The following is a 24,681-nucleotide window of genomic DNA, read 5'->3' on the forward strand; positions in this document are numbered from 1 at the left end:
TTCACGTTGATGGTCTGGTCGACGTGGTAGACGCCCGGGGTGAACAGCAGGTGCAGCCCCTGGGCGAGCGCCGCGTTGATGGTGGCGGCGGTCGCGCCCGGCTTCACCACGTAGAACTGGCTCAGCGGGATCGACTCACCCTGCGGGGTGCCGCTCGCCCAGCTGGTGCCGCGGGCATTGGTCCGCTTGGCGGGCGCGAACACCTTGTACTCACTGCCGTCCAGGTAGAGGTACGGCTTCTCGCGCGAGATCGGCGTGGTGTCGAGCGTGGTGTAGCGCGGCTCGGGGAACGAGGTGGCCGGGGCGCCCTCGACACCCGAGAAGGTCTGGTTCCAGACGCTGTTGGACCAGCCGCCGATCGAGCTCTCGCGGGTGTACCACTGCTGCTGCGAGTAGTTCCCGACCTGGCCGTCGATCTTGGAGTCGGCGATGTAGCCGCCGGAGGCCCAACCGTAGCCGTTCGGCGCGAGGTTGAGGCCGCCCTTGACGTGCATGCGACGGAAGGCGGATGCCTGCGAGACGGCCCACCGGTTGGTGCCGTTGACCGGGTTGAGGGTCAGACCTTCGGCACCGCGCCAGAAGTTCTGGGTGGCGTTGCCGTTGAACCAGCCTGCGTCGACGGTGACGTCACCGTTGATGGTGGTGTCGCCCGGGCGCAGGCCGAGACCGGCGATCTGGGTGTAGAAGCCGATCTGGGCGTTCAGGTTGTTGTACGTGCCGGGCTTGAAGAGGAAGGCGTGCCGGCCGTTGCCGAACTGGGCCGACTCCTGCTCCTGGAAAACCTGGTCCAGCTTGGCCTGGATGCCGGGCGTGGACGGGTCGAAGACGTGCACGTTGGGGCCGAGATCGCCGCCGCCGGGCAGCGTCGGACCGGTGGAGTCGGTGGAGCCGTACACCTGGAACTCCCAGAGGGAGAAGCCGTATCCGGTGGCGCGGGTCTGTCCGTTCATACGGACGTAGCGGCCGGTGCCGGAGAGGGTGACCTCGTCGGTGCCACCGTCACCGGCGGTGACGGTGGTGACGGTCCGCCAGTCGGTGCCGTTGTCGGAGGCCTGGATCTGGTAGCCCTTGCCGTAGGCGGCCTCCCAGGTGAGGGTGGCACTGCTGAGCGTGGCGCTGCTGCCGAGGTCGACCTGGATCCACTGGTTGTCGTTCCACTGGCTGGCCCAGCGGGTGCCGGTGAGGTTCCCGTCGACGGCGGCGGCCGCGGAGAAGGCCGCGCCTTCGGTGGAGGAGGCGGTGGCGGTCTTCCCCTGGGAGAGCAGGGTGGGGGCAGCCTGGGCCGTCGTGGCAGGGGCGAGGGCGAGCAGGCCGCCGGCCAGGGTGGCGGCGACTGCGCCCGCGATGCTCCTGCGGGCCGGAAGGCCCTGGCGTCTGCGGGGTGGTGTGGCATCCGGTATGCCAACGGGCATGGAGAGCTCCTTAACAAACCTGAATCGGGAGAGCGCTCTCCAGACCTTGACCCCTTCCCGCGAGTGCGGTCAAGGACCCGGAACGACTTTTCTTTAGGCTTTCATTAAGTAGAGAGGTCATCCGGGTGGACGGAGGGCTCTCCCCCACGGGCGCGGGCCCTCACTCGGCGACGAGGCACAACAGCCCCGCAGCAGCGCCCCTTTGGGCCGCCGAACCCCGGAACAAGAGGTAGTCCGCCGCGCGGGAAGGCAGCTCCCCCCTCGCCATCGGGTCGGCTCAACTCGGCGGCTTCGCGGGCGAGACGGCGGGCGCCGGTCCCGTGCCCGCTCGGCTCGGCGCGCACTTCGTGTCTGTGACGTCAAGCGCCGGGTACACGGTGCCTACCGTCGCAAGGGCTGAAGCAGGGAGTCGGAGCAGTGGCAGTCAAAGCCATGGGGTGGGCCCATTCGTTTCCCATGTCCAAGAACGTCCGCGCCGGGCGGGATTGGACCCGCGAGCACCTCAAGTCTCTGCCATGGGCCGCCGCCGAACCGCAGACCGTGGACGCCATCGTGCTGGCGGTGTCCGAGCTGATCACCAATGCGCACATCCACGCGCACAGCGACGCACACCTGGTCCTCACCTGGGACGGCGACTGCCTCCACGTGAGCGTCCACGACGAGGACCCCGCACTGCCGCTCCACCGCGAACCAGACCCCGCCGCGGTCTCCGGCCGCGGTATGGCCATTGTGAAAACCCTCGCCGACGAGTGGGGCGTAAGGTGCCAGCGGCAGGGCAAGACGGTGACAGCATGCTTCCGCCCCGCAGAAGCCGATCCCGGTGTTGATCCCGATGTCGATCCCGATCGCCGACCGGGGTGACAGTGCGACCGGTGATCGTGGCGTGACTGCCACGCCGGCACCCGCCTCGGCGTCGGACTCACGGCCCATGCGCCGCCCATGCACCGACCAGCGTCGCCCTCGGAGGCATCCGCACATGACCCCGGCGACCTGAACCGCCCGCCGTGAGTCGGCGGGGGTGCGGGTCAGGCCACCGAGGCAATCAGCTGCGGGCCTCAGGGCCTTCTACGGCAGGGCCCACTTCTGGTTGGGGCCGGTGTGGCACGTCCACAGATGGACCTTGGTGCCGTCATTCCAGGTGCCGCCCGAGGCGTCGAGGCACTTGCCGGACTGCGGGTTGCGCACCGTTCCGTCCGCCTGCGGCTGCCAGGACTGCGCGCCGGACCCGTTGCAGGTCCACAGCTGGATCTTCGTGCCGTCCGCGCTCGCGCCGCCGGAGACGTCGAGGCACTTGCCCAAGGCTCGCATCGTTGCGTCGCCGCCGACGGTCCACTCCTGGGCGCCCGTTCCGTTGCAGGTCCACACTTGCACCTGGGTGCCGTCCGCGGTCTGGGAGTTGTCCACGTCGAGGCACTTGCCGCCGACGCCCTTCACCTCACCGGTGGTGGACGTCGCGCCGGGCAGCTTGTTGAGCGTGTACCAGGCTTCGGTACTCCACAGCGCCTCGCCGCCGGAGGAGCTGAAGGGACGCGGTGAGCGTACATGGACGACCCGGTCGGCCTTCAGGCCGGCGATGGCGAGTGTGACCTTCTTGCCGTCCGCGGAGAGAGTGGCCGACTGGGCGGTGAGGGTCTCCTCGTCAACCTTGGGGCCGCCGTAGGCGGCGGTCGGCACGTAGCGCCACTGCTTGATCCGGTAGCGCTGGAGCAGGTTGCCCGCAGTCTGTACGGACAGGGGCTGGGTGTACTCCAGCTCGAATCCGCCCGGGACGGCGCGCATGGCGCGGATGTCGAAGGAGTCGGAGCCGTTCGGTGTCAGCTTCTGCAGGCCGAACGCGAGCTTGCCCTCCTGGCCCCAGTTGCCGCCCGCGCCCAGGCCACCCGCGTACAGGGCGCCGTCGGGGCCGACACTGATCCGGGCGACACCGGCCTCCAGGCCCTGGGTGAGGCGGAAGACGGCGCCCTGGTACTCGCCGCCCACCTTCTCCAGGTAGCCACGCTGGATACCGCCGTAGGTCACGTCGCCGAAGAGCATCTGCCCCGCGAACGGTCCGCTGCTCAACTGCAGAGGTGTGCTGGGCGAGTTGGCGATCTCGTTCTGGGGCAGCCAGAGCACGGGCTTGGTCACCGGCTGGGTGTCGAAGGGGCCGTCGGGATTGGTGTGGTGGTTGAAGAACCGGCCCTGCTTGATGTGCACCAGCTTGGAGGAGGGCAGCCAGCCGCCCTGGTTGTCGGTGACGAACATGTCGCCCTCGGGCCCCCAGCCGATGCCGTTGGGGGTGCGCAGCCCGCCGGCGACGTAGGTGACCGCTCCGGTGTCCTTGTTCACCTTGATGGTGGTGCCGCGGTTCGCGGCCGGCTGCGGGTCGGTCGTCGCGCCACCGTAGTTGATGGACACCGACAGGTTCAGATAGAAGGACCCCTCCTTGTACAGCAGACCGAAGGCGAACTCGTGGAAGTTTCCGCCGAACGGCCAGGTCGCGACGGTCCGGTACTGGTCGGTGACCTCGTCGCCGTCGGTGTCGTTCAGCTCGGTCAGCCGGTGCTTCTCGGAGACGTAGAGCTTGCCGTCGACGTACTTGATGCCCATGGGCTCCTTGAGCCCCTGGGCGATCTTCTTGTACGTGACCTGCCCCGGTCCGGTGCTGCCGGTGACGTGGTCGAGCAGATACACCTCGCCCGTGGTGTTGTTGCTGCCGCCCCAGGTGGTGATGGCCAACCGGTCGTCGGGCAGCCAGTCCATCGCGGAGACCTGCGGCTCGAAGCCGCTGGGCCGCAAGTTGGTCAGGGTGTAGTTGGGGTGCACGCCGGTCAGTGGCAGGCCGTCGCCGGGTGAATCCGCGCCGCCCTCGCACTCCTTGCGCCCTGGCGACGTCACCCGCACGACGTCGGCGTCCGTACTGAGCGCGGAGTTGGGTACGACGCTGAATCCCGACGCGCCGGGCGGCTGCCAGGCCAGGGTGAGTTGCTGGCCGCCGTCGCGCTCGAAGTGCTCGATGCGCACACTGTGGTAGCCGGCGGACAGTTGGACGGCACCGTCCTTCGGTTCGGCGCCGTGCAATCCGTCGTGGTCGATGACCAGTTGGTCGTCGATCCAGAGTCGGGAACCGTCGTCGCTGGTCAGGCGGAAGGTGTGGGCGCCGGCCGAGGGCACGTCGAGGTTGGCGATGACGTGCGTGACGAAGTTGCTCTCCAGGCCGAATTCGGCGGCGCTGCTCCAGTCGATGACGGGCATCAGCTTGTCGATGTTAGGCGTCTGACCCGGTTTGAGGGTGCAGAGCGTACTCAGCGGGACCTGCGTGTCGAAGACGCGCAGGGTGACGCCCGGTTCCTGCGGAGGCGGATCCGCCACGGCCCGTTCGGCCGCCGGGGCGGGGGCCGAGGCCAGGCCGACGGCCAGCGCCGGGGCGATGAGGATTCCGGTCAGGCGTCTGCTCAGCCGACGGAGGTGAGGTCGTGAGTGCACGGGAACTCCTGAGCTTCCTCGGGATAGGGGTGGGGCACTCGGGTGTCCATCGCAGTCGGGGCGCGCCGTCGTCCCGGGTGCGATGCCCTGACGTCACTGAGGAAGTGGAGGAGTCAGAAGGTGGGCTCCTCCACGTCAAGCAGCTGTGTCAGGCGTGCGGTTGGAGGCTGCCCCCTCGTTCGCGAAGAGAGCGGGAGTGTCAGGTCCTGCGGGCTCTGCGAGCGAGGCGGGTGAAGGTGTGCGTTTGAGCTGTGGTGGGGGGTGCGAGGGAGCTTCGTGGCTCTACCGGCGGTCGTTGGTGCACCTGGCCGCTTCGGTGGTGTGAAGGTAGCGGCCTTCGGGTGCAGACGTAACCCCTTCGGCAGCCAATCCGCCAACTTCTTCCTTGATCAGGACAAAGTGCGGGAGTGGTAGCCGGTAAAAGCCCTGCTTTCCGGTGCACGGCCGACTCACACGCCAACCGCGCTGCGGCACAGCACAGCGAGGGGCTGGACAGGGAATCCCTGTCCAGCCCCTCATGGGTGGCGCTGCGTCAGATACGGCGGTGGGACTGGTAGTAGCTCCCGACCTGCTCGTGGTAGGCGGGGTCGCCGACGTGCTTGTCCTTGTCGAACTCGGGAGAGTCCTTGATCTGCTCCTTGGTCAGCTCGACGTAGATCTTCCGCTCGGCGGAGTCGACCGACTTCACGGTCCCGGCCGGCAGCAGGACATGCTTGCCGAAGATCCACACGCCGGTGTCGACCACGAGGTAGGCGGAGCCGACGTCGTCCGAGTGCTTGTCGACCTTGCCGATGCTGCCATCGGTCGCCTCCACCTTGTAGCCGATCAGGTCGGCGCCCGTGGTGTGGCCGGAGGTGGCGTTGTAGCCCCACATGCTGTCACTCATGAAAACGGCTCCTTCATTGAAAGTCCGCCCCTGCCGAAACAGCGGGAAGGAACGGACTGAATTCTGGTCCACCCCATTACTGGTGACCTTTCATCACCACGGCGAGTGCCCATCGCCTGGGGGCTCACACATGAAATACCCGGCGGATCCGAGAACCGGGGTTCGATGGCACGGATGCCGCGACCACAGGCGTGACGGCGCCCAGGCAGGCAGCGTCGCAGGGCGCCGAAACGGGTGGGGCCCGGCGCGAACGCCGGGCCCCACCCGTATGAACTTTGCTGGTGAACGATGTCTACCAGCGGTACCAGCGGCCTCGCTTGCCGCCACTGGCCGCCGGGCGGATCACGAAGCCGAGGAGCCACACGACCAGCACCACGACAGCGATCCACCACAGGGCCTTGAGCGCGAACCCGGCACCGAAAAGAAGGAGAGCGAGCAGAAGAACAAGAAGAATAGGAACCACGATTATCAACCTCCGAGCAAGCATGTTCCGGCATTCCGAAGCTCATTCCTGCCGACTTACGTGTGCCGGCTGACCCGGCCGCCTGCGCGGACCAGCTCCTCGCCGCACTTGGTGTGGGGCCGGAAGTGGTCTCGTACTCCACGTGGGGAGTCGGCAACGATCTTTCAACGGTTCCCCCGGCCTGAAGACGGACGGGCCGAGCCACGCGCAAGCCGGCGCAGTCGCGCCAGGATCACTGGGCAAGCTTCAGGGCGCGACCGGACATGTTCGTCGGCCGCGTCACCTTCGGTTGGTGACCGGGTTCCTCACCGGCTACGACCTCGCCGCAGCAAGAGAGCTGCTGAACGGCTTCCGGGAGTGACTCGCCGCCCGACTCGGGTTCGGCTCGAACCTGGTCTGGACTGCCCTGGTCCTGCACTCCGCGTTCCCCGACGGCCGCCCCGAACACCCTTGGACACCCGAGGACGACGAGCACGCGGTGGACCAGGTACTCCTGCTGCTCGACGAGTACTACGCAGCTCTGGACGGCAAGTCGCCGAACGAGCAGGGGGGATGTGACGGGAGCCGCAGGCACCCGTTGCAGCCTCGGCCAGACGGCGACCGAGGTGCATTCGGAGACGACGACGGGCCCGACTGTAAAGCCGGGCCCGTCGTCGGTCAGTAGCGGGGACAGGATTTGAACCTGCGACCTCTGGGTTATGAGCCCAGCGAGCTACCGAGCTGCTCCACCCCGCGTCGGTGACACCACTCTACACAGGTGTCCCCTGGGGGTCGCACGGGCTCCAGCTCCGGTTCAGCCGCGGCGGACGATGTTCTCGGCCTGAGGGCCCTTCTGGCCCTGGGTCACGTCGAAGGTGACCTGCTCGCCCTCCAGCAGTTCGCGGAACCCGTTGCCGGAGATGTTGGAGTAGTGCGCGAAGACGTCCGGTCCACCGCCGTCCTGCTGGATGAAGCCGAAGCCCTTCTCGGCGTTGAACCACTTCACGGTGCCACTGGCCATGCGTCAGTCCTTCGAAATCGCCGCCGGGTTCTTCCCGGTCGGTCTGCAGGTGGTGCTCTCCGGTCTCCCGGAAAGTGTGCGATGTCCGTCCTACCCCGCGGGCGGGAGTCGAATCCGCATTCCGAGCGGCTCCGTTCGGCTGGAGGCGCCGGCACACCCTGCCGAGGGGCCGGGGGGCGACCCCGGGTGTTGTCTCCCTCGGGGAGCATCTACGCGACGCCTTCTGGTTCACCCCCATCGCTGCCTTGGCGGCCGTGTTCGTCGTCCGGGCGGTGGCGCAGCAGGAGCCGAGAGCGGGTCGGGGCCGTCAGATCGCCGATGATGACCTTCATCAGTGTGGTTTCCGGCTTCTCGCTGGTCTCAGCGCAGAAGGCCGGCGGCCGGCTCACGCCTCGCATGTGGTGCGGCTCTTCGTCCGCAGCCGGATCACCAACGCCACCTTCTGCCGTCATCCTGGCCGCCTTCGTCCTACCCCTCCTCGTCCTACCCCTCCTCGTCCTGGCCTCTTACACATGCGGGATGTGCCGCGCACCCCTTCCCATGGCGCCCCCGCAAAGAGAGTCAGTACGCGCCAACACCCGAGGGAACAGGGGCAGCATCGACGGCACATCCACTCGGCGGGCGGCCGGATCACCCCGCGCCGTTGCGACACTGCGGGCGAGGCCGTCGAGGCGCCGGCCACCGTCGGCATTCCCGACGCCTGCCGGCGCTCCCGAGCGCCGAGGTCACCACCGCCCTTGCGCGGTCAGTGCTCGCTGGTGGCGATGTACGTGCCGTGCCAGGTGTGCACCCACACGGCGCCGGTAGCGGCGTTGACCGACAGCATTCCTTCGATCTTTCCGGAACGCAGCATGTGCAGGGTGAAGTAGCCGGGGAACGCCTCGGCCTCGCCTGCCGTGAGACCGCTGTCGCGGTCACGCAGCCAGTTCCGGGCCCGTTCCTCGGCTTGGCCGGCGGAGATCCGGAACAGGGACGGTGCCTGGTCGCGACGGTGCATGCCGTACTCGCTCTTCCACATCATCGCCGGGCCGTACTCGATACCTGAGTCGCCATCCGCCGGATCGACCAAGACCTCTGTGGCCAGCTGCCCGTCAGGGGTTCCGGCATCTGCCGCGCATCCGGCGGCCAGCGGACCGGCCAGAACCAGGGACGCCACCGTGGCAGCGATACGCCTTCTCATGCTCGGCATGGTCGTCACCCTTCCCACCACGCCCGCCGACCAGGAGGGCCGTGAGGCCCGTTTCCTTGAGGCTGACTCCTGGCGCACGGCCCCGGCCAGGGGCCGTGCGGGCATCACCGGGGCCGACCGGCCCCCGCGGCGGCACCGACGGCTTCACCACAGTCGCGTGCACGATCCATCGGGCGATCTCGGAGTCAAGGAACGACGATCAGCTTTCCTACGTGCTGACGCAGGGCGAGTTGCGCCTGAGCCTCACGTACCTGCTCGAGGGGGAAGGTTGCGGCGATGACGGGCCTGACGTCCCCGCGGCGGGCGATGTCGACCAGCTGGTCGAAGATCCGCGGCGTATGCATGGTTGAGCCCACCAGCGAGAGATTGGCGAGGTAGAGCCGCCGCACGTCGATGTTGACCGCCCACCCGTCGAGGGCACCGGCAACCACCCAGCGTCCACCCGCCTTCAGCAGTCCAAGACCCGGGCCGAGAACCGCGCCGGCAACGACGTCGATCACCGCGTCATATCCGTCCGGTGCTGCCCCGGCTGCGTCGTCGAGCACTTCACCCCGCCGCCTGTCCACCACTACGTCGGCACCGGCGCTGCGGACAGCGTCCCCCTTGTCACCGCTGCACACGGCGACAACCCTGGCCCCACGCGAGCGGGCCAACTGGACCGCGGCCAGGCCCACACCTCCCGAGGCTCCCGTGACGAGCACGGTTTGGCCTTCCAGGACGGACCCGCGCTCCAGCATGCCCAGCGCGGTGCCATAGGCGATGGGAAGGGCAGCCAGCTCCACGTCCGTCAAGGATGAACCGTCCACGGAGTGAGCCCGTACGCCCGGCACCACGACGTACTCGGCGAACCCGCCGTTCCGCTCGCTGCCGAGCACGTCGGCCGGGCGCGCGTCCGGTCCCGGACCGTCGTATTCGGCGGGGTCGACCAGCACCCTTGACCCGATGCGCCCGGCGTCAGCCTCGTCGCCGCAGGCCACCACCGTGCCGGCTACGTCGGCTCCCTGGATTCGCGGGAAGTCGAGCGGACCCAGCCAGCCCGTCCTGACGTCCGGGTCGTCCGCTGCTCCGTAGGAGCCTTCGCGGGTCCACAGATCGGTGTTGTTGCAGCCCGCCGCGTGGACCCGGACCAGCACCTCGCCCGGCCCCGGGCCGGGGACGGGCACCTCGCGCTCCTCCATCACATCGAGGCCGCCATGGCCGGTGATGACTACGGCCCGCATGCTGGGAGGGAGGGGAGACGACAAGGGCCCGGACGATGGCGAAGAAGTCGATGACATGCGGTAACGATCACACGCTGCACCGACGGCCCCGATCAACGGGGGCGCTCCCGGCATGTGTGCCGTACCGACAGCTCGCCTGCCGACCCCTGCCGGACGCGCTGTCCGCCGTGACGCCGTGAGGGTGGACCGGGCGCATTGGGCAGCCGTTCGGGTGACCTCGTCGCCCCGGTGAGGCCGGTTGGGACAGCCCGTCAGCAGGCCGACTCACGCTGTTCCCGGTTGCTCGGGCTTGCCTCCGGCACCTGGGCCGACCGGTCGCGCATCATGAGCGGGGCGACGTCGAGAGCGAAGGTCGGGCGAGATGGACGCATGGCAACCCGTGCTGGTTCTCCTCGGTGTCCTCGCGGCCGGCCTCCTTGCCCTGTACGGACTGGGCCTGTGGCTCGCGGCGGTCCGGGATCCCCTCGAAACCGGTCCGTTCGCCGGCGGCCTCGAGCCGGGTGAGCATGCCGTGTCCCGATTCCACGTGCGCTGGTACCCGGTCACCATGATCTTTCTGGCCTTCGACATGGAGATGCTCTTCATGTACCCGTGGACCCGGGTCGTCTCCGAAGTGGGCACCCCGGCTGTGGTGGAGATGTTCCTCTTCCTCGGCATTCTGTTCGCGGCCGTCGCCTACGCCTGGCGTGAGGGGGCGTTGAGGTGGACCTGAAGGGCCTTCTCCTACGTACGGCGATGAGCCGCCCCTCGGTACTGGCGGTCACTCTGCCCGGAGCGACCGCACTGCGGCTGGAGCTGGAGGCGGAGGTGCGTCGGCGCGGATGGCCCCTGGCGAGCGTGCCGGCCGCGGCGGATCTGCTGGTCGTCTGTGGCTTTCCTCCACCGCAGGACGCGCAGTGGCTGGACGCCGTCGAGCGGTCCATGCCTCAGCCCGCCGTGCGCATCGGGGTGGTCAGAAGCGGGCAGGTCACCCCCGGGCTGACCTCCGGGCGCGAGGAACTGATCGCCAGGGCCCTCACACCACGCCCGGCCGTCGCGCCGGGAAGCCGTACGGACGCCGGAGCCGAGACACCTCGCAACGGGCACAGCCCCACCGCGCATCACGACACCCCGACGTCCGGTACGTTCGACGACCGCGACAGCCGCAGCCACAGCCACCACGGCACGCATCAGCACCATGGTGACCAAGCCCCTCGACCGGTCGACGAGGACCACGGACCCCACCGACCCGCAGACCGTGCGGCGCCTGCGGACCGGCCGCGTCACCAGGGCCGTGGCGGTGCCATGGAGCACAGAGGCCACGACATGCACGCCATGGCGGAGGTGGCGGGCCTGCCGATGGCCGAACGCGGCGATGACCGGGACGAGCTGAGGCTCGATCAGTTGCACGTGCCGTTCGGGCCGGCGCTGGCCGATTGGCCGACAGGGCTCGTCCTCCGGCTCACTCTGCAAGGAGATGTGGTGCAGGGCGCCGAGGTGGATCACCTGTCGGTGCCGTCCGGCGGACCGATGCCGTTCTGGGCCGAGCCCTGGCTGCGCGCCGCCCGCGGCGAACAGGTCACCCGGGGCAGTGCGGCGCGGCGGCGCTGTGCCGCGCACCTGGACAGCGCGGGGCGACTCCTTGCTGTCGTGGGCTGGGACGACGCGGCAGCGCGGTGCCGGCGCCTGCGGGACGGCCTGCTGACGGGGGCGCCCGGCGAGGCGACCCGTGAGGCACTGCACAGGACGGTCCGTCGAGTCGGCAGGTCCCGGTCACTGCGCTGGTCCCTCGCCGGTCTCGGTCCCTTGCCGTCGGACAGGGCGCAAGCGGCCGGGGTGACCGGGCCGGCACTCGCCGCTGACGGGGACGCGTACGACCGGTTGCTGACCTGGCTGACGGAGATCGGGCGCGCCCAGGAGGAGCTCGACGACACAAGGCCTTTGGCGCCGGACGATCTGACGGGTCCACGCGGTCGGCTCGACGGCTCTCGGCCTCCGTCGCAGGCGCTGCTCGACGTTCTGCCGGACCTGCTGACCGGCGCGGAGTTCGCCTGCGCACGGATCATCCTGGCCAGCCTGGATCCCGACGTCGAGGAACTCTCTCCCGCGTTCGTGTCCGGAGCGGCCCATGTCTGAGGCCGGGCCCCTGTGGGCAGCCCTGGTCCTCCCCGTCGCCCTGGCAGTGGCAGCCGTGGTCACGGCGGGCTTCGACGCGGTGGTGTCCGGGTCGGCCGAACGAGGTCCCGCGGGGGGCCTCCGGGAGACGGGGCTGCGAGCCCTGGCTCCGCTGTGCGAGGCACTGCGGCTCCTGGTCCAGCAGCCACGCCGAACGACGGCTGCCGACCGGTTGCTCGGCAGGCTGGGCGTGGTGCTGGTTCCCGTGGCGGCGGTCCTCGCGGGCGCCGTAGTGCCGTGGGGCTTTCGCGCCGTCAGCGATCCGTCGGTCGGCGTCGTGTGGTTCAACGCCATGGAGGCCCTGGCCTGGGCGGCGGTGTGGATGGCGGGCTGGGGACCGAACTCGGCGCTGTCGCTGATCGGCGGGTACCGGTTCCTGGCTCAGGGGCTGGCGTACGAGCTTCCCCACATGCTCGCGATCACCACCGCCGCGCTCGGGGCCGAATCCCTGCGGGTCGGCGACGTGGTCTCGGCTCAGGACGGCTTGTGGTTCGTGGTGTGGATGCCCGCCGCGTTCGTCGTCTATCTGCTGAGCGCGCTCGCGATGGCCTTCTGGGGGCCGTTCGCCTACCCGCTGGCGCGGGACGCGGCCGGTGGTGCGTCGGCCGAACTGGCAGGCGTGGACCGGCTGGTGTTCCTCGGCGGACGGTGGCTTCTGCTCGTCGTCACCGCCGGTTTCAGTGTTCCGCTGTTTCTCGGCGGCGGACACGGCCCGCTGCTGCCGGACTGGGCCTGGACGCTGATCAAGACCGCTGCCGTGCTGGTCCTGCTGGTGGTCGGGCGGCGGGCGCTGCCCGTGCTGCGGATGGAGCGGTACATGGAGGTGGCGTGGATGGTGCTGGTGCCGCTGACGCTGCTTCAGGCGCTCTTCGTTGCCGTCGTCGTCCTGAACCGATGAGAGCGAGATGTGCTGCCGATGCCCGACGACGTGATCTTCTGGGTGCTGGCCCTGCCGGCTGTCGCTGCCGGGATCATGGTGTTCCGGTTCGACTCCATGGCCCGGGCGACCTTCGCCCTGCTGACCTCGCTGTTGTGCGTGGGTGGCGAGGTGCTGCTGCTCGGGCTGGACTACCTCGGGGTCGTGATCGTGCTGATGATGACCATTGAGATGGCCATCATGGCGGTCTTCATGGTGATGTACATGATGAACCCGGCCGGGCTCATGCCGATGACCATGGTCCACAACGCGAAGGGCGCGGCCGCGATCTGCTCGGCCCTCTTCGCCCTGCTCGCCACGGGGATCCTTCTCGCCCCGTGGCCGTCCCGGCGGGGCGAGCCGTCGGCCGATCCCACCATGGACCTGGGCCTGTCCCTGATGGGACCTCAGATGCTCACCATGATGGCCCTGGGCCTCTCCCTGTTCGCCACCATCGTCGCGACCGTCGTCCTCGCCACCCGCCGAGGCCGTTACGACCGCTTCGGCGACGACCTCGAGGCGCGGGCCGCCGACGATCCGGTACGGGGAGGGGCGGGCCGGTGAACCTGGAGCTGTTCCTGTTGCTGGCCGCCGCGCTGTTCGCCATCGGCCTGTTCGGCGCACTCACCCAGCAGTCGATCGTGATGCTCATGATGGGGCTCGAACTGATGCTGGGCGGCATCATCGTCGGCGCGGCCGCCGTCTGGCGCTACATCGCACCGGCCGCCGCCGACGGCCAGGTCCTGGTGGTCCTGGCCGTCACGGTGATGGCGGTGGAGATGGCGATGGGCTTCGCCGTGGTCACCGCACTGTTCCGGGCCCGTGAGGTCGACGTGACCGACATGGCGGCGGAGCTGAAGGAGTGAGCGGGCTGCTGTGGGCGCTCCTGGCGCTGCCGCTGACCGTGGGGACGCTGCTCGCCGTCGCCGGACGCGCGGCTGACCGGTACGCCCCCGGCACCGCGGTGGGCACGGCCCTGGCCGCGCTCGCCCTGGCCGTCGCCGCGGCGCTCGAACACCCGCGCTCCGAGGCGCCCCTGATCGAAGGGGCGTCCGTCGGCCTGGCGGTCGACGGCCTGTCGGGCTACATGGTCGTCACCGTCACGGCCGTAACCCTGGCCGTCCTGGTGTTCAGCGTCGCGGACATCGGTCCGGGCGAGGCCCGCGCCCGCTTCTTCGGGCTCATGCTGCTGTTCGCCGGCGCGATGCTGACGACGGTCACCGCGACCACCCTGCCGGTCCTGCTCATGGCGTGGGAAGTCATGGGGGCCACGTCCTGGGCGCTGATCGGCTACTGGTGGCGCGACCCCGAGCGCGGCTCCGCCGCCACCACGGCGATCCTCACCACCCGCACCGCGGACCTGGGCCTCTACCTGGCCGCCGGAGCGGCACTGGCGAGCGGTCAGGCCCCTTCCCTCGCCCTGGACGAACTCCCCGAGGTGACCGGCGCGTGGTCCGTCGTCATCACCGCCGGCCTGATCGCGGCCGCGTTCGGCAAGTCGGCCCAACTTCCCTTCAGCTTCTGGCTGTCCAGAGCCATGCAGGGCCCCAGCCCGGTCTCCGCCCTGCTGCACTCGGCGACCATGGTCGTGGCCGGGGCGTATCTGCTGCTGCGCCTTGAGCCGCTGCTCGCACACTCCGGTTGGGGCGGGCCGGTCGTGGCGTGGACCGGCGCGCTCACGGCCGTCGCTCTCGGCCTGGTCGCCGTGGCACAGAGCGACCTCAAACAGCTGCTCGCCGCTTCCACCTGCGCCCAGATCGGCTTCATGGTGCTGGCCGCCGGAGCCGGAGCGGTCACCGGCGGAACCCTTCAGCTCGTCGCGCACGCCGCCGCGAAGAGCCTGGCCTTCCTCGTCGCGGGCGTCTGGCTGACGACGTTCGGCACCAGAGCCCTTCCCGCCCTGCGCGGCGCGGCCCGGCGGCACCGCACGGTCGGCATCGCCTTCAGCGTGGCAGCCCTGACGCTGGCCGGCGTCCCGCCGCTGGCTCTGTGGGCGGCCAAGGACGTACTTCTCGCCGGCGCTCTGGAGGACAGCCCGGCCCTGTACGCCGTCGGGCTGGCCGGTGCGGTGATCTCCGCCGTCTACAGCGCCAAGGCCCTGTGGTTCGTCTGGCAGCCCGTTCCCGCACCGGAGGGCGGGCGGGAACCGCTGCCGGGGGTGACCCGGCTGCCGCTGCTGATCCTGGCCGTCGCGTGCGCCGCCCTGACAGCGGCGTCCTTCCCGCCCGTTCGGGACGCGGTCCAGCGCGTGCTCGGCGGAGGGCAGCAGCCGGAACCGCATGCGTGGGAGTTCGTCCTGTCCGGCGTGCTCGCGGTCGTCGTCTCGGCCGCGGTCTGGATGCGCGGGCCGCAGCTCCTCACGTTCCCCGCCCGCATCACGGCCTGGGGGTCCGACTGGCTGCGCCTGGAGAACGCGGCGACGACCCTCCTCGTACGTCCGGTCCTGCGCCTGGCGAACGCCCTTGCCACATTCGACGACCACGTCCTGGACCGTGCCGTCGAGAGCAGTGCCCGCGGATCCCTCGTACGCCGCGTCCTGCGCTTCGCGAACGGCCTTGCCGGGTTCGACGACCAGGTGCTGGACCGCGCCGTCGAGGGCGGCGGCCGCGGATCCGTCCGGCTGGCGCTGTGGACCAACGCACGTGTCGAACGCCTTGTCGACGGTTGTGTGGAGGGCGTGGCGGGCCGTTCCCGTGCGCTCGGCCGCCTGGCCCGTCGACCGCAGACGGGCCGGCTGCACCAGTACCTCGCTCAGACGGTCGCCGCCTTCACCGTCCTCGCCCTCGTCCTCGTCCTCGTGAGGTGACCGCCGTGCTCACGGCCCTCGTCCTGCTCCCGACCGCCATGGCGCTGCTCCTGCTGTGCGTACCCCGCAACGCGCCACGCGCGGTATTCGTGTCGGCCTGGGCGGCGACCGCCGCCGCCGAGCTGGTCCTGACGGTGATCGTCTGGGCGGGCTACGAGTACGGCGGGGGAATGCAGTACGAGAGCAGGGCCCGCTGGATCCCCAGCGCGGGCATCAGCTACCACGTCGGAGTCGACGGCCTGTCGTTGCCACTGGTGGCGGTCACCTGCGTGCTCTTCTCGGCCTGCGTCGCGTACGCGTGGCGCGAGACCCGGCGGCCCAGGGAGTTCGCGGCCCTGTTCCTCTTCCTCCAGACCACCTGCCTCGGCCTGTTCGTCGCCCTCGATCTGATCCTCTTCTTCCTCTTCTTCGACCTGTCGATCGTGGCGATGTACTTCATCATCGCCGGTTGGGGGCACAAGAACGCCGCCCGTGCCGCGCTGAAGTTCTTCCTCTACACCTTCACCGGCTCCCTCGCCCTGCTGCTCGGATTCATCGGCCTCTACCTGGCGGCCGAACCCCGTACCTTCGACATCGTCGAATTGACGAACGCCAACCCGCTGGCGGGGCGGACGACGTACGGCGCCCTCGTCCTGCTCGCCATCGCCGTGGGCCTGGCGGTGAAGACACCGACCGTGCCCTTCCACACCTGGCTGCCTCCCGCCCACACCGAAGCCCCGGCCGCCGGGTCCGCGATCCTCGCAGGGGTACTGCTGAAGATGGGCACCTACGGCTTCCTGCGCATCGCCATGCCCGTCCTGCCCGAGGCGTGGCGCGACCACGCCGTCGTGTTCGTGATCGTCGGTGTGATCTCCGTGCTCTACGGCGCGCTGGTAGCCCTCGCCCAGACGGACTTCAAACGCATGGTCGCCTACACCTCCGTCAACCACATGGGATACATCATCCTCGCGATCGGGGCGGCCGGGGCCGTCGGCGCGGACCAGGAGGCGGCCCGCCGTCTGGCCGTCACCGGCTCGGTCTTCCAGATGGTCAGTCATGGGCTGCTGACCGGGGCACTGTTCCTGCTGTCCGGTGTGCTCTACGAGCGGGGGCGTACGTACGAGATGTCGGCGTACTCCGGGATCGCGGAGCGGGCGCCGGTCTTCGCCGCGTTGACCGGGGTCGCCGCGTTCGCCTCGCTGGGCCTGCCGGGCTTCTCCGGGTTCATCGCCGAGTTCCAGATCCTCACCGGGAGCCTCGGTCCGGAGCCGGTGGCCACCTCACTGGCCGTCCTCGGGATCCTCCTCACGGCCGGCCTGTTCCTGCGCGCGTTCCAGCAGATCTTTCTCGGGCCGCTGGCTCTGCCGGTCGCCGCGCCGGGCGCGGACCGGCCGTTCCCGGACATCCGCCGCCACGAAGGAGTCGCGATCGTCCCCCTGCTCGCGCTGGGCATCGTCCTGGGGCTCGCTCCCCGCTTCGTCCTCGACGTCATCGAGCCCGCCTCGCGCGACCTGCTGGAGTTGCTCGCCCGATGAACGAGGTGACCGGGATGAACGAGAACCCCCTCGATCTCCTGCCCGAGGTGCTGCTCGCGGCATCGGCCGTGATCGGACTGCTGCTCGGGGCGTGGCTGCCGCGCAGCAGGCAGTGGCTGACCGGCGCCCTGGCCTGCGCCGCCTGTACCGCGGGGATCGTGACCGCCGCGCTCGCCGCGGCCCGCCCTGTGGAGACGGCGTTCGGCGACTCCTTCGCCCTGGACACGCTCACGGCCACCAGCAGGATCGTCATCCTCTCGGCCACCTTGCTCGTCCTCGCGCTCGCCATGCCCCGCATGCGCGCCGACCGGCGCGAAGCCGAGTTCTACGTTCTGCTCCAACTCGCCTCCGCCGGAGCTTTGATGATGGCCGGTGCCCAGGACCTGCTCCTCCTGGCAGCCGGATACCTGCTCGCCAGCGTGCCCGCCTACGCACTGGCCGGATTCCGCAAGGACGGCCCCGGCACCGAGGCAGCCCTGAAGTACTACGTGATCGGCGCGCTCCTCGGCGTCTTCATGCTCACCGGCATCACCGTCCTTCTCGCCGCAGGACGGGCCACGTCGTACCCGGCGCTGCGTACCGAGCTCGCCGCGGCGCCGGGAGGACTCGTGGCGGCCGGCACGCTGGGCCTGCTCGCGGGGCTCCTGTTCAAGGCCGGCGGAGTGCCCGGCCACTTCTGGGTGCCGGACGCCGTCCAGGGAAGCTCGGCACCGGTGGCCGCCTTCCTCACGACGATCCCCAAGATCGGCGCTCTGGTGGCGTTGTACCGGCTGGCCGTCGTGCCGCTCGCCGACGCCGATCTGCCCTGGGCCGGCCTGATGGCGGTCCTCTCGGTCGCCTCCATGACGCTGGGCAACCTGGCCGCGTTCTTCCAGCAGGACGTCAAGCGCCTCCTCGCCTACTCCACCATCAGCCAGGTCGGCTATCTCCTGCTCCCGGTGGCCGTCGCCGGACGCACGGACCTCGCTCAGGAAGCGCTGCTGTACTACCTCGCCGCTTACGCCTTGACCAACCTCGGTGCCTTCGCCGTGGTCTGCGCACTCCCCGACGCACGGACCATCGACGGCTACCGCGGGTTGGCGCGGACGCACCCGGCGCTGCTCGCCTCGCTCGTCGTCTGCCTGCTGGGCCTGGTGGGAACACCTCCGACCGCCGTCTTCCTCGGCAAGCTGGTAGCGTTCAGCGCGGCCTTCGACGGCGGCTACGCATGGCTCGCGGTCGTCGCGGCCGTCAACACGGTCGCCTCCCTGTTCTACTACCTGCGCTGGATCGCCCCGGCGGCCCGCACGCGCCGGCCCGGCACGGATCGAGGGACGGTGTCGCGATCAGCTGCCGTCGTCGCCTACGGCGCGGCCACTGGATCGCTCGTACTCGGTCTGTTCGGCGGGATCGTTCTGGACGTGCTCGGCGGTCCGTTCGCGGGCTGACCGCGCTGTCGGCGTCGCCCCATCCGGGTCCGAGCCCGGTTCCGGGGCGGTCGACCTGGGCCTGCGGCTGACGATCGGCCCCTCGGGGCAGCACGATGTCGTCGCCCTGCGCGAGGCGCACCACGGCTGGACCTACGCCTCCGACGCCGTCTCCACCCGAGCGTGCCCTTTTCGCCACCAGGCCGGGACCAAGCCGTGTCGCACCGGCCTCTCAAGCGTTCCTCCAGCGACCGCAGCAGGGATTGTCGGCCAATGGGCCCGCGCGCCCGCCCTGTTCGCGCGAGCCCGGACAGACCGCCGCCGCAGGTGCGGAGGATACTCTGCGACGGTGATCCGATCGTGGTCGAATTCGGCGACGCAAACGGTGGCCGTGCCGACCCACGTCTCCATCACGGCGCCCGGCGCGGCCGACAGAAGAACTTGTGGCATCGCGCACACGGCCCACTCAACACGGCACGACAGCGCAACCACGCCGCCCTCGCTGTGCGGTTGTGAAGAGAAGCGGACCAACTCGGATGTGCCACCCTGTCGCAAGTCCGCGCCCGCGCCGTGGGCACGACCGCACGCTCCTGACCAGTTGATACTCGGCCATATGCGCCCGGGACGAGTGAGAATTGCGCACTGTGTGCCACTTGTCGCCGACATCTGGCGCTGACTAGGCTCCCGCTCAATTTCACGCTTCGTGCACATTTTCGACACAGGGGGCCACCCCCGTACGGCGTGGCCTCCCAGCCGGGACGGGGGTGGGGAACGTCGACGCGTCACCGATCCGCCCGCCTTCCGGCCACCCCGTCCCGTCACACGACGAGCGCTCCCCCGCCGCCGGGCCGAAGCACAGCGCCGACCGGCCGGAGAAGCACAACCGTCCGCCCGGCCGGGCACACCGCGACCTCAGGATCCTGTGGTGGGTCAACGCGGTCGACGGGCTCGGCAGCCAGGCATCCGGACTGGTCCTCCCGCTGCTGCTCCTGGAGTTGGGGCACAGCCCCGGCACGGCCGGTTCGCTGGCCAGCACGGCCGCACTGACCGGAGTCGTCCTCGGACCGCTCGTGGCGATACCCGCCGACCAGGGACGGCGGCGACGACTGATGGCGGGGTCCGCGGCACTCGCGGCGCTGGGAACGGGCGTGCTGGCCCTGGTGTGCCTGGGCCGGCCCGCGTTATGGGTCGTGGTGGCGCTGGCCATGACGGAACGCCTGTGCGTCGTGGCCTACGAGGCCGCGTCACGCGGCGCCCTGGTCCGCCTGGCCACCACCGACGAACTGCCCCGCGCGGCAGCCGGCATGCAGGTCGGCGACCAGGTCGCACTCGTCGCGGGTCCGGCGCTCGGCGGCGCCCTCTTCCAACTCGCCCGGCCTCTGCCCTTCCTGGCGGACGCGTTGTCCTACGCAGCGGCCGCACTGGGCGTGCGGGCGATCCGCACGCCCCTGGACACACCTGCCGCCGATCACGGCGCGACGCCCGGCACCGGTTCCCGTCCGCGCAGCAAACGGACCGAACTGCTCGCCTCCGCGAAAGCCGGAGTGGTCACCGTCGCCGAATCACCGGTCCTGCGACTCGTCCTGGTCTGGACGTCGACGGCCGGGGGCGCACTGACGCTGCTGTTCTACACCGCGCTGTTCCGGCTCGGCTCCGACGCCCGCAGCACGGCGGCCGGTCTGGTCCTCGCCGCGTCCGGAGCCGCCGGCCTGCTGGGCTCACTGATGGCGGCCCGCGTCGTACGGCGGCTGGGCGCGACGCGGCTGCTGACTCTCACCGCCTGGCTGCTTCCGGTGCCCTGCGGCTCACTGCTGTGGGTGGACGGTGCCCTCGGCTGGGGAGCGGCGTTCGCCGGGCTGTCGCTGCTGGTGCCGCTGGTCACCGTGGTCCTGTCCAGCGTGGCCATCGCGTGCACACCGGCGGCCCTCCAGTCGCGGACCGCGAGCGTGCTCGGCTCGGTGTCCGCGCTGGCCGCGGCCGGAGCGCCGGCACTCGCCGCGGTGCTGGTGACCACCTGGAGTTTCCGCACTCCCGCACTGGTGTGCACCGTACTGTTCTGCTCGCTGGCCGTGTACACACAGGTGAGAGCCCCCGGGGTCCTGCGTGCGGGTTCCGCGGCTGTCGCCGGGCGCGGGGGTTGCGGTGAGTGACGCCTTCCAGGTCTTCCTCGGCGCCCTGCCGGAGGTGTGCCCGCGGGACGGGCGCCGCATGGTGCTGACGGCTGACGCCGACGGCCGCTGCGAGGTGTTCACGTGGAACGCGGCCACCCGTACGGCGCGGCAGGTCACCAACAGCCCCGAGGGCACGGTGCACTGTGCGATCGACGCCGAATCGTACGTGTGGTGGTTCGACGAGGACACCGCGGGCCGAGGGCACTGGTGGTTCCAGCCTTTCACCGGAGGACCACGGCTGCCCGGCCTGCCCGGAGCCCCGGCCGGCCGACCGCGCGGCCTGGCCGTGACGGACGGCGGGACGGTCGCCGCGGCGCTGGGGCTGGCGGACGGAGGCACAAGCCTGCTCGTGGGGCGGCGGGGCCGCGCCCCGCGCGAGGTCCTCCGCGTCGCCGGGGAGGGCAGCCTCGGCGGCATCGACCCCGAAGGCGAGCTGGTGGCCCTCGCCACGGTGTCCGACGGCACGGCGACCGTCACCGTCGTCACCCCCGACGGCCGGGTCGTCGCCACGCTGCCCGGCCCGGACGGCCCTGTCGGCAGATTCTGGTGCCGGGGCTTCTCACCGCGACCGGGCCGATCGGAACTGCTGCTGGTACACGAACGCGACGACCGCTACGAGTTGGCGACGTGGACCGCACGCCGCGGGCTGGTCACCCACTCCTGGTGCCGATTCGACACCGAGGTCACGGCACGCTGGTACCCCGACGGCGACGAGGTGCTGGTGCGTCAGGAACGCCACGGCCGCTCCCAGCTGCACCGAGTGTCCCTGCGGGCCCGCGCCCGCCGTGGGGTCCGCACTCCGGCCGGGAGTCTGCTGGACGCCGCACCACGACCGGGCGGCGGGCTGCACTACCTGTGGACCGACACCGCCCACCCGCCCGTGCTGCGCGCGACCGACGGCCTCGCGCTGCCGGCCCGCGGCCCGCAGCCGCAGGTGCCCGGGCAGCACACCGACCTGTGGACCCCGACACCGGACGGCCCGGTACACACCCTGCTCAGCCTGCCACGCCCCCTCGACAGCCGGCTCACCGGAACCGGCTCCGGCCCCGTCTCCCGTGCCGAAACCGACACCGCTCCCCCACCGGCCGTGTTCCTGGTCCACGGCGGACCCGCCGACCACGACCGGGACGCCTACGACGCCACCGTGCACTCCCTGGTGGCCTCCGGCTACGCCGTGGCACGCGTCAACTACCGGGGTTCGACCGGCTACGGGCCGCGCTGGCGGCGAGCCGTGGAGGCTGGTGTCGGCCACCCTCAAGTGGCCGACCTGGCCGCCGTACGGGCCGACCTCGTCCGGCGCGGACTCGTCGACCACCGGGCCACTGCCCTGTGGGGCGTGTCCTGGGGTGCCTACCTCGTCCTGCTCGCCCTCGGTACCCGCCCGCGGCTGTGGCAGGCCGGCATCGCGGTGAAACCCGTCGCCGACTGGGTGACCGCCCACCGGACGACCACGCCGACGCTGCGAGCGCTGGACATCCGCTGGTTCGGCGGCACCCCGGACCAGGTACCGGAGCGGTACGCCGACAGCTCGCCGCTCACCTTCGCGGCACAGGTCAGGGCACCCCTGCTCGTGGTCGGCGCGGACCGGGACGTCAAATGCCCGCCCGAACAGATCCGCAGCTATCTCGCCGCGTTGTCCGCCGCGGGCGTCACCCACGAACAGATGTGGCTGGACACCGGGCACGACGGCTACGACGGCGCCGCGCACGTCGCGGTACTGCACCGCTCCCTGACCTTCCTCCAGGCGCACCTGCCCGCACGGCGGCCCGCCACCCCCTCACGTCCCCCGGCACGTCCGGGAGGACCCCGGTCCCGCTGACGGAAACAGCGGGACCGGGTCGTGCACAGCACCACCCGCTCGAAGAGCACTCCGATCCGAGAAGGAGGACGACCGTGCAGAAGGACATCATCCACAACGACCCGCTCGCCGGCGACGAGGAGAACCGCAAGCCCGGCATCGGCATCACCATCACCATCCCCTTCCGTAACGCCGCCGAGAGCGACGACGAGGAGTGACCCACGGCCCGGCCGGCCCGTCCTGACACGGGCCGGCCGGGCTCCCTCCTCCGCGCTTCCCACCCTGTCGGCCGCTCGTGCGCAAGGAGCCCACCGTGCGCGTTCTTCTCGTCAACATGCCCTGGTCGCCCATCGACCTGCCCTCACTGGCGCTCGGCATCCTGAAACGAAGCGTCGACGAACGCGTCGACGAAGCCACCTGCGAAGTGCTGCACGCCAACCTGGAGTTCACCGACTGGATCACCAGCCGCACCGAGTTCACTGCCGAGGACTACGACTACTACGCCCTCTCCTCCTACTTCCTCGGCTGTGGTGACTGGGTCTTCTCCTCGGCGCTCTACGACGACCCCGCCTGGCGGGAGCCGGAGTTCGTCGAGACGATGACGCCGAAGCTGCGCCGCTCCCGGATGCGGATGACCCGGGAACTGCACCGGCTCGTACCGGAGTTCGTCACCGAGGTGGCCCGCCGCGTCGTCGAACTGCAGCCCGACGTGGTCGGGTTCACGTCCACGTTCCAGCAGAACACCGCCGCGCTGGCAGCCGCCCGGCACATCAAGCGCCTCGCCCCCCACATCGTGACCGTGATGGGCGGCGCCAACTGCGACGCCGAGCAGGGTGCCGCCGTCCACCGGAACTTCCCCTTCGTGGACTACGTGGTCCGCGGCGAGGGCGAGGACGCCTTCCCCCGGCTGCTGACCGCACTGCGGAACGGCGACCCGGCAGCGGCCGCCTCGGTCCCGGGGCTGTGCCACCGCACGGCGGGCTCGGCGCACACCGCCAACCCCATGCCGTCCCGGCCGCTGCCGCCCGCGGCCATCCTGTCCCCCGACTACAGCGGCTACTTCGAACGGCTCGCGGCGTCCGTGGCACGCAACTGGGTCGAGCCGAAGCTGGTCGTCGAGGGCGCACGCGGCTGCTGGTGGGGCGAGAAGCACCACTGCACCTTCTGCGGACTCAACGGTTCCTTCATGGAGTTCCGCAGCAAGAGCCCGGACACCTTCTACCGCGAGATCATGGACCTGGCCGAACGCCACCAGGTGCTCGACATGTACGTCGTCGACAACATCCTCGACATGCGCTACCTGTCCACCGTCCTGCCCCGCATCATCGACAGCGGCTACGACCTGCGCATGCACATCGAGATCAAGGCCAACATGCGCCGCCCGCAACTGCAAGTCCTCGCGGACGCCGGACTGATCTACGTCCAGCCCGGTATCGAGAGCCTCAACAGCCGCGTCCTGGACCTCATGGACAAGGGCGTCAGCGGCTGCCAGAACGTCCGCATGCTCCGCGACGCGGCGGAGACGGGGCTGTCGGTGTCCTGGAACTACCTGCACGGATTCCCCGGCGAGACCGCGGAGGACTACGAACCCGTCATCCGCCAACTGCCCGCTCTGGAACACCTCAACCCGCCGGTCGACCTGTCCGCGCGCATCGCCATCGAGCGGTTCAGCCCGTACTTCAACCGCCCCGAGCTGGGCTTCACCGGACTGCGCCCCGAGGAGCACTACCTGTTCACATACGACCTGCCCGAGGCCGAACTGCACGACATGGCCTACGTCTTCCAGGCCCCGGAACGCGGTATCACCGAGCCCACGGTGAATCTCCTCAACGACGGCATCGCCGCGTGGAAGAAGCACCACGCCGACGCCCGCCTGACCCACACCGACCTGGGCGACCGGATCGTGCTGGTCAGTCGGCGGCCGTGCTTCGAGTGGCGCACGATGCAGCTCACCGACCCGCTCGCGACCGCGCTGTTCCGGCTCCTGGACCAACCGCACACCCTCGTGGCGATGCACCGCAAGCTGAAGGCGGCCGATCCGTCCTGGGGCGCGCGCTGCACGCCCCAGGACATCGAGGCCCTGCTGGAGGAGTGGGTCGCGCACGGCGTGGTGTTCACCGACGCGGGCCAGTACGTGCACATCGCCCCCGCCGCCGTGAACCAGGACCTGCTGCGGCTGGACTACATGCGGCACGCCCACGCCCGTGACGAGGCCGCAGCCGATACCGCCGCCGGCGCCGAGCCCGCTCTGACCTGAACGCCGCTCCCCCTCACCTCCGGC

Annotated in this window: 21 protein-coding genes and 1 tRNA gene; 13 read left to right on the plus strand and 9 right to left on the minus strand. The window is 70.3% G+C overall.

Annotated features, from left to right (window positions below; all coding sequences use genetic code 11):
* A partial coding sequence (locus AB0E07_RS31205) for a discoidin domain-containing protein (RefSeq protein ID WP_362259702.1) occupies positions 1–1,412 on the minus strand: 1,412 nt, incomplete at its 3' end.
* A gap of 417 nt (positions 1,413–1,829) precedes the next feature.
* Here AB0E07_RS31205 and AB0E07_RS31210 point away from each other — a divergent pair.
* Positions 1,830–2,273 (plus strand): ATP-binding protein, encoded by a 444-nt coding sequence (locus tag AB0E07_RS31210; RefSeq protein ID WP_362259704.1) that lies wholly within the window; start codon positions 1,830–1,832, stop codon positions 2,271–2,273.
* Between the two features lie 204 nt (positions 2,274–2,477).
* Here the strand turns inward: AB0E07_RS31210 and AB0E07_RS31215 are convergent, their stop codons facing one another.
* From AB0E07_RS31215 to AB0E07_RS31250, 8 genes are all read right to left on the minus strand, one after another.
* Positions 2,478–4,877: a ricin-type beta-trefoil lectin domain protein gene (locus AB0E07_RS31215; protein ID WP_362259706.1), complete on the minus strand. Its 2,400-nt coding sequence runs from the start codon at positions 4,875–4,877 to the stop codon at positions 2,478–2,480.
* Positions 4,878–5,409: 532 nt separating this feature from the next.
* Positions 5,410–5,763 (minus strand): PRC-barrel domain-containing protein, encoded by a 354-nt coding sequence (locus AB0E07_RS31220; protein WP_362259707.1) that lies wholly within the window; start codon positions 5,761–5,763, stop codon positions 5,410–5,412.
* Positions 5,764–6,055: 292 nt separating this feature from the next.
* Positions 6,056–6,226: a hydrophobic protein gene (locus tag AB0E07_RS31225; protein WP_362259709.1), complete on the minus strand. Its 171-nt coding sequence runs from the start codon at positions 6,224–6,226 to the stop codon at positions 6,056–6,058.
* Between the two features lie 661 nt (positions 6,227–6,887).
* Positions 6,888–6,961 (minus strand) — tRNA-Met (locus tag AB0E07_RS31230).
* Positions 6,962–7,019: 58 nt separating this feature from the next.
* A complete protein-coding gene (locus AB0E07_RS31235) occupies positions 7,020–7,226 on the minus strand; it encodes a cold-shock protein (protein WP_030578348.1) in 207 nt (68 codons plus the stop codon).
* Positions 7,227–7,435: 209 nt separating this feature from the next.
* Complete coding sequence (locus AB0E07_RS31240) at positions 7,436–7,678, minus strand: hypothetical protein (RefSeq protein WP_362259712.1); 243 nt, start codon at positions 7,676–7,678, stop codon at positions 7,436–7,438.
* A 293-nt stretch (positions 7,679–7,971) separates the two neighbouring features.
* Positions 7,972–8,406 carry a hypothetical protein gene (locus tag AB0E07_RS31245; protein WP_362259714.1) on the minus strand — a complete coding sequence of 145 codons (435 nt, stop codon included), beginning with the start codon at positions 8,404–8,406 and terminating at the stop codon, positions 7,972–7,974.
* A gap of 194 nt (positions 8,407–8,600) precedes the next feature.
* Positions 8,601–9,635 (minus strand): zinc-binding dehydrogenase, encoded by a 1,035-nt coding sequence (locus AB0E07_RS31250; protein ID WP_362259716.1) that lies wholly within the window; start codon positions 9,633–9,635, stop codon positions 8,601–8,603.
* 361 nt (positions 9,636–9,996) lie between these two features.
* On the opposite strand from AB0E07_RS31250, the gene AB0E07_RS31255 reads away from it, so the two are divergent.
* From AB0E07_RS31255 to AB0E07_RS31310, 12 genes are all read left to right on the plus strand, one after another.
* Positions 9,997–10,347, plus strand: a complete 351-nt coding sequence (locus AB0E07_RS31255) for an NADH-quinone oxidoreductase subunit A (protein WP_362259718.1) — start codon at positions 9,997–9,999, stop codon at positions 10,345–10,347.
* A 23-nt stretch (positions 10,348–10,370) separates the two neighbouring features.
* On the plus strand, positions 10,371–11,750 hold the full coding sequence (locus AB0E07_RS31260) for a hypothetical protein (protein WP_362259720.1): 1,380 nt from the start codon (positions 10,371–10,373) through the stop codon (positions 11,748–11,750).
* On the plus strand, positions 11,743–12,687 hold the full coding sequence (locus AB0E07_RS31265) for a complex I subunit 1 family protein (protein ID WP_362259721.1): 945 nt from the start codon (positions 11,743–11,745) through the stop codon (positions 12,685–12,687). The genes AB0E07_RS31260 and AB0E07_RS31265 overlap by 8 nt, the downstream gene beginning before the upstream one ends.
* An 18-nt stretch (positions 12,688–12,705) precedes the next feature.
* Entirely contained in the window at positions 12,706–13,269 is a 564-nt protein-coding gene (locus tag AB0E07_RS31270; protein ID WP_362259723.1) for an NADH-quinone oxidoreductase subunit J, read from the plus strand.
* Positions 13,266–13,571, plus strand: coding sequence for an NADH-quinone oxidoreductase subunit NuoK (gene nuoK, locus AB0E07_RS31275; RefSeq protein ID WP_362259725.1), 306 nt, complete (start codon positions 13,266–13,268; stop codon positions 13,569–13,571). The genes AB0E07_RS31270 and nuoK overlap by 4 nt, the downstream gene beginning before the upstream one ends.
* On the plus strand, positions 13,568–15,511 hold the full coding sequence (locus AB0E07_RS31280; protein WP_362259727.1) for a proton-conducting transporter membrane subunit: 1,944 nt from the start codon (positions 13,568–13,570) through the stop codon (positions 15,509–15,511). Before nuoK ends, AB0E07_RS31280 begins: the two co-directional genes overlap by 4 nt.
* A gap of 5 nt (positions 15,512–15,516) precedes the next feature.
* Positions 15,517–17,025: an NADH-quinone oxidoreductase subunit M gene (locus AB0E07_RS31285; RefSeq protein ID WP_362259729.1), complete on the plus strand. Its 1,509-nt coding sequence runs from the start codon at positions 15,517–15,519 to the stop codon at positions 17,023–17,025.
* Complete coding sequence (locus AB0E07_RS31290; protein ID WP_362259731.1) at positions 17,022–18,452, plus strand: NADH-quinone oxidoreductase subunit N; 1,431 nt, start codon at positions 17,022–17,024, stop codon at positions 18,450–18,452. Before AB0E07_RS31285 ends, AB0E07_RS31290 begins: the two co-directional genes overlap by 4 nt.
* A 743-nt stretch (positions 18,453–19,195) precedes the next feature.
* Positions 19,196–20,581: an MFS transporter gene (locus tag AB0E07_RS31295; protein ID WP_362259733.1), complete on the plus strand. Its 1,386-nt coding sequence runs from the start codon at positions 19,196–19,198 to the stop codon at positions 20,579–20,581.
* On the plus strand, positions 20,574–22,421 hold the full coding sequence (locus tag AB0E07_RS31300; protein WP_362259735.1) for an alpha/beta fold hydrolase: 1,848 nt from the start codon (positions 20,574–20,576) through the stop codon (positions 22,419–22,421). Before AB0E07_RS31295 ends, AB0E07_RS31300 begins: the two co-directional genes overlap by 8 nt.
* Positions 22,422–22,495: 74 nt before the next feature.
* Positions 22,496–22,618, plus strand: coding sequence for a hypothetical protein (locus AB0E07_RS31305; RefSeq protein WP_266720057.1), 123 nt, complete (start codon positions 22,496–22,498; stop codon positions 22,616–22,618).
* 95 nt (positions 22,619–22,713) lie between these two features.
* Complete coding sequence (locus AB0E07_RS31310) at positions 22,714–24,657, plus strand: RiPP maturation radical SAM C-methyltransferase (protein ID WP_362259737.1); 1,944 nt, start codon at positions 22,714–22,716, stop codon at positions 24,655–24,657.
* The last annotated feature ends 24 nt before the right edge of the window (positions 24,658–24,681 follow it).

It is taken from the genome of Streptomyces sp. NPDC048002, assembly GCF_040653275.1.
In the GTDB taxonomy this organism is placed as follows: domain Bacteria; phylum Actinomycetota; class Actinomycetes; order Streptomycetales; family Streptomycetaceae; genus Streptomyces.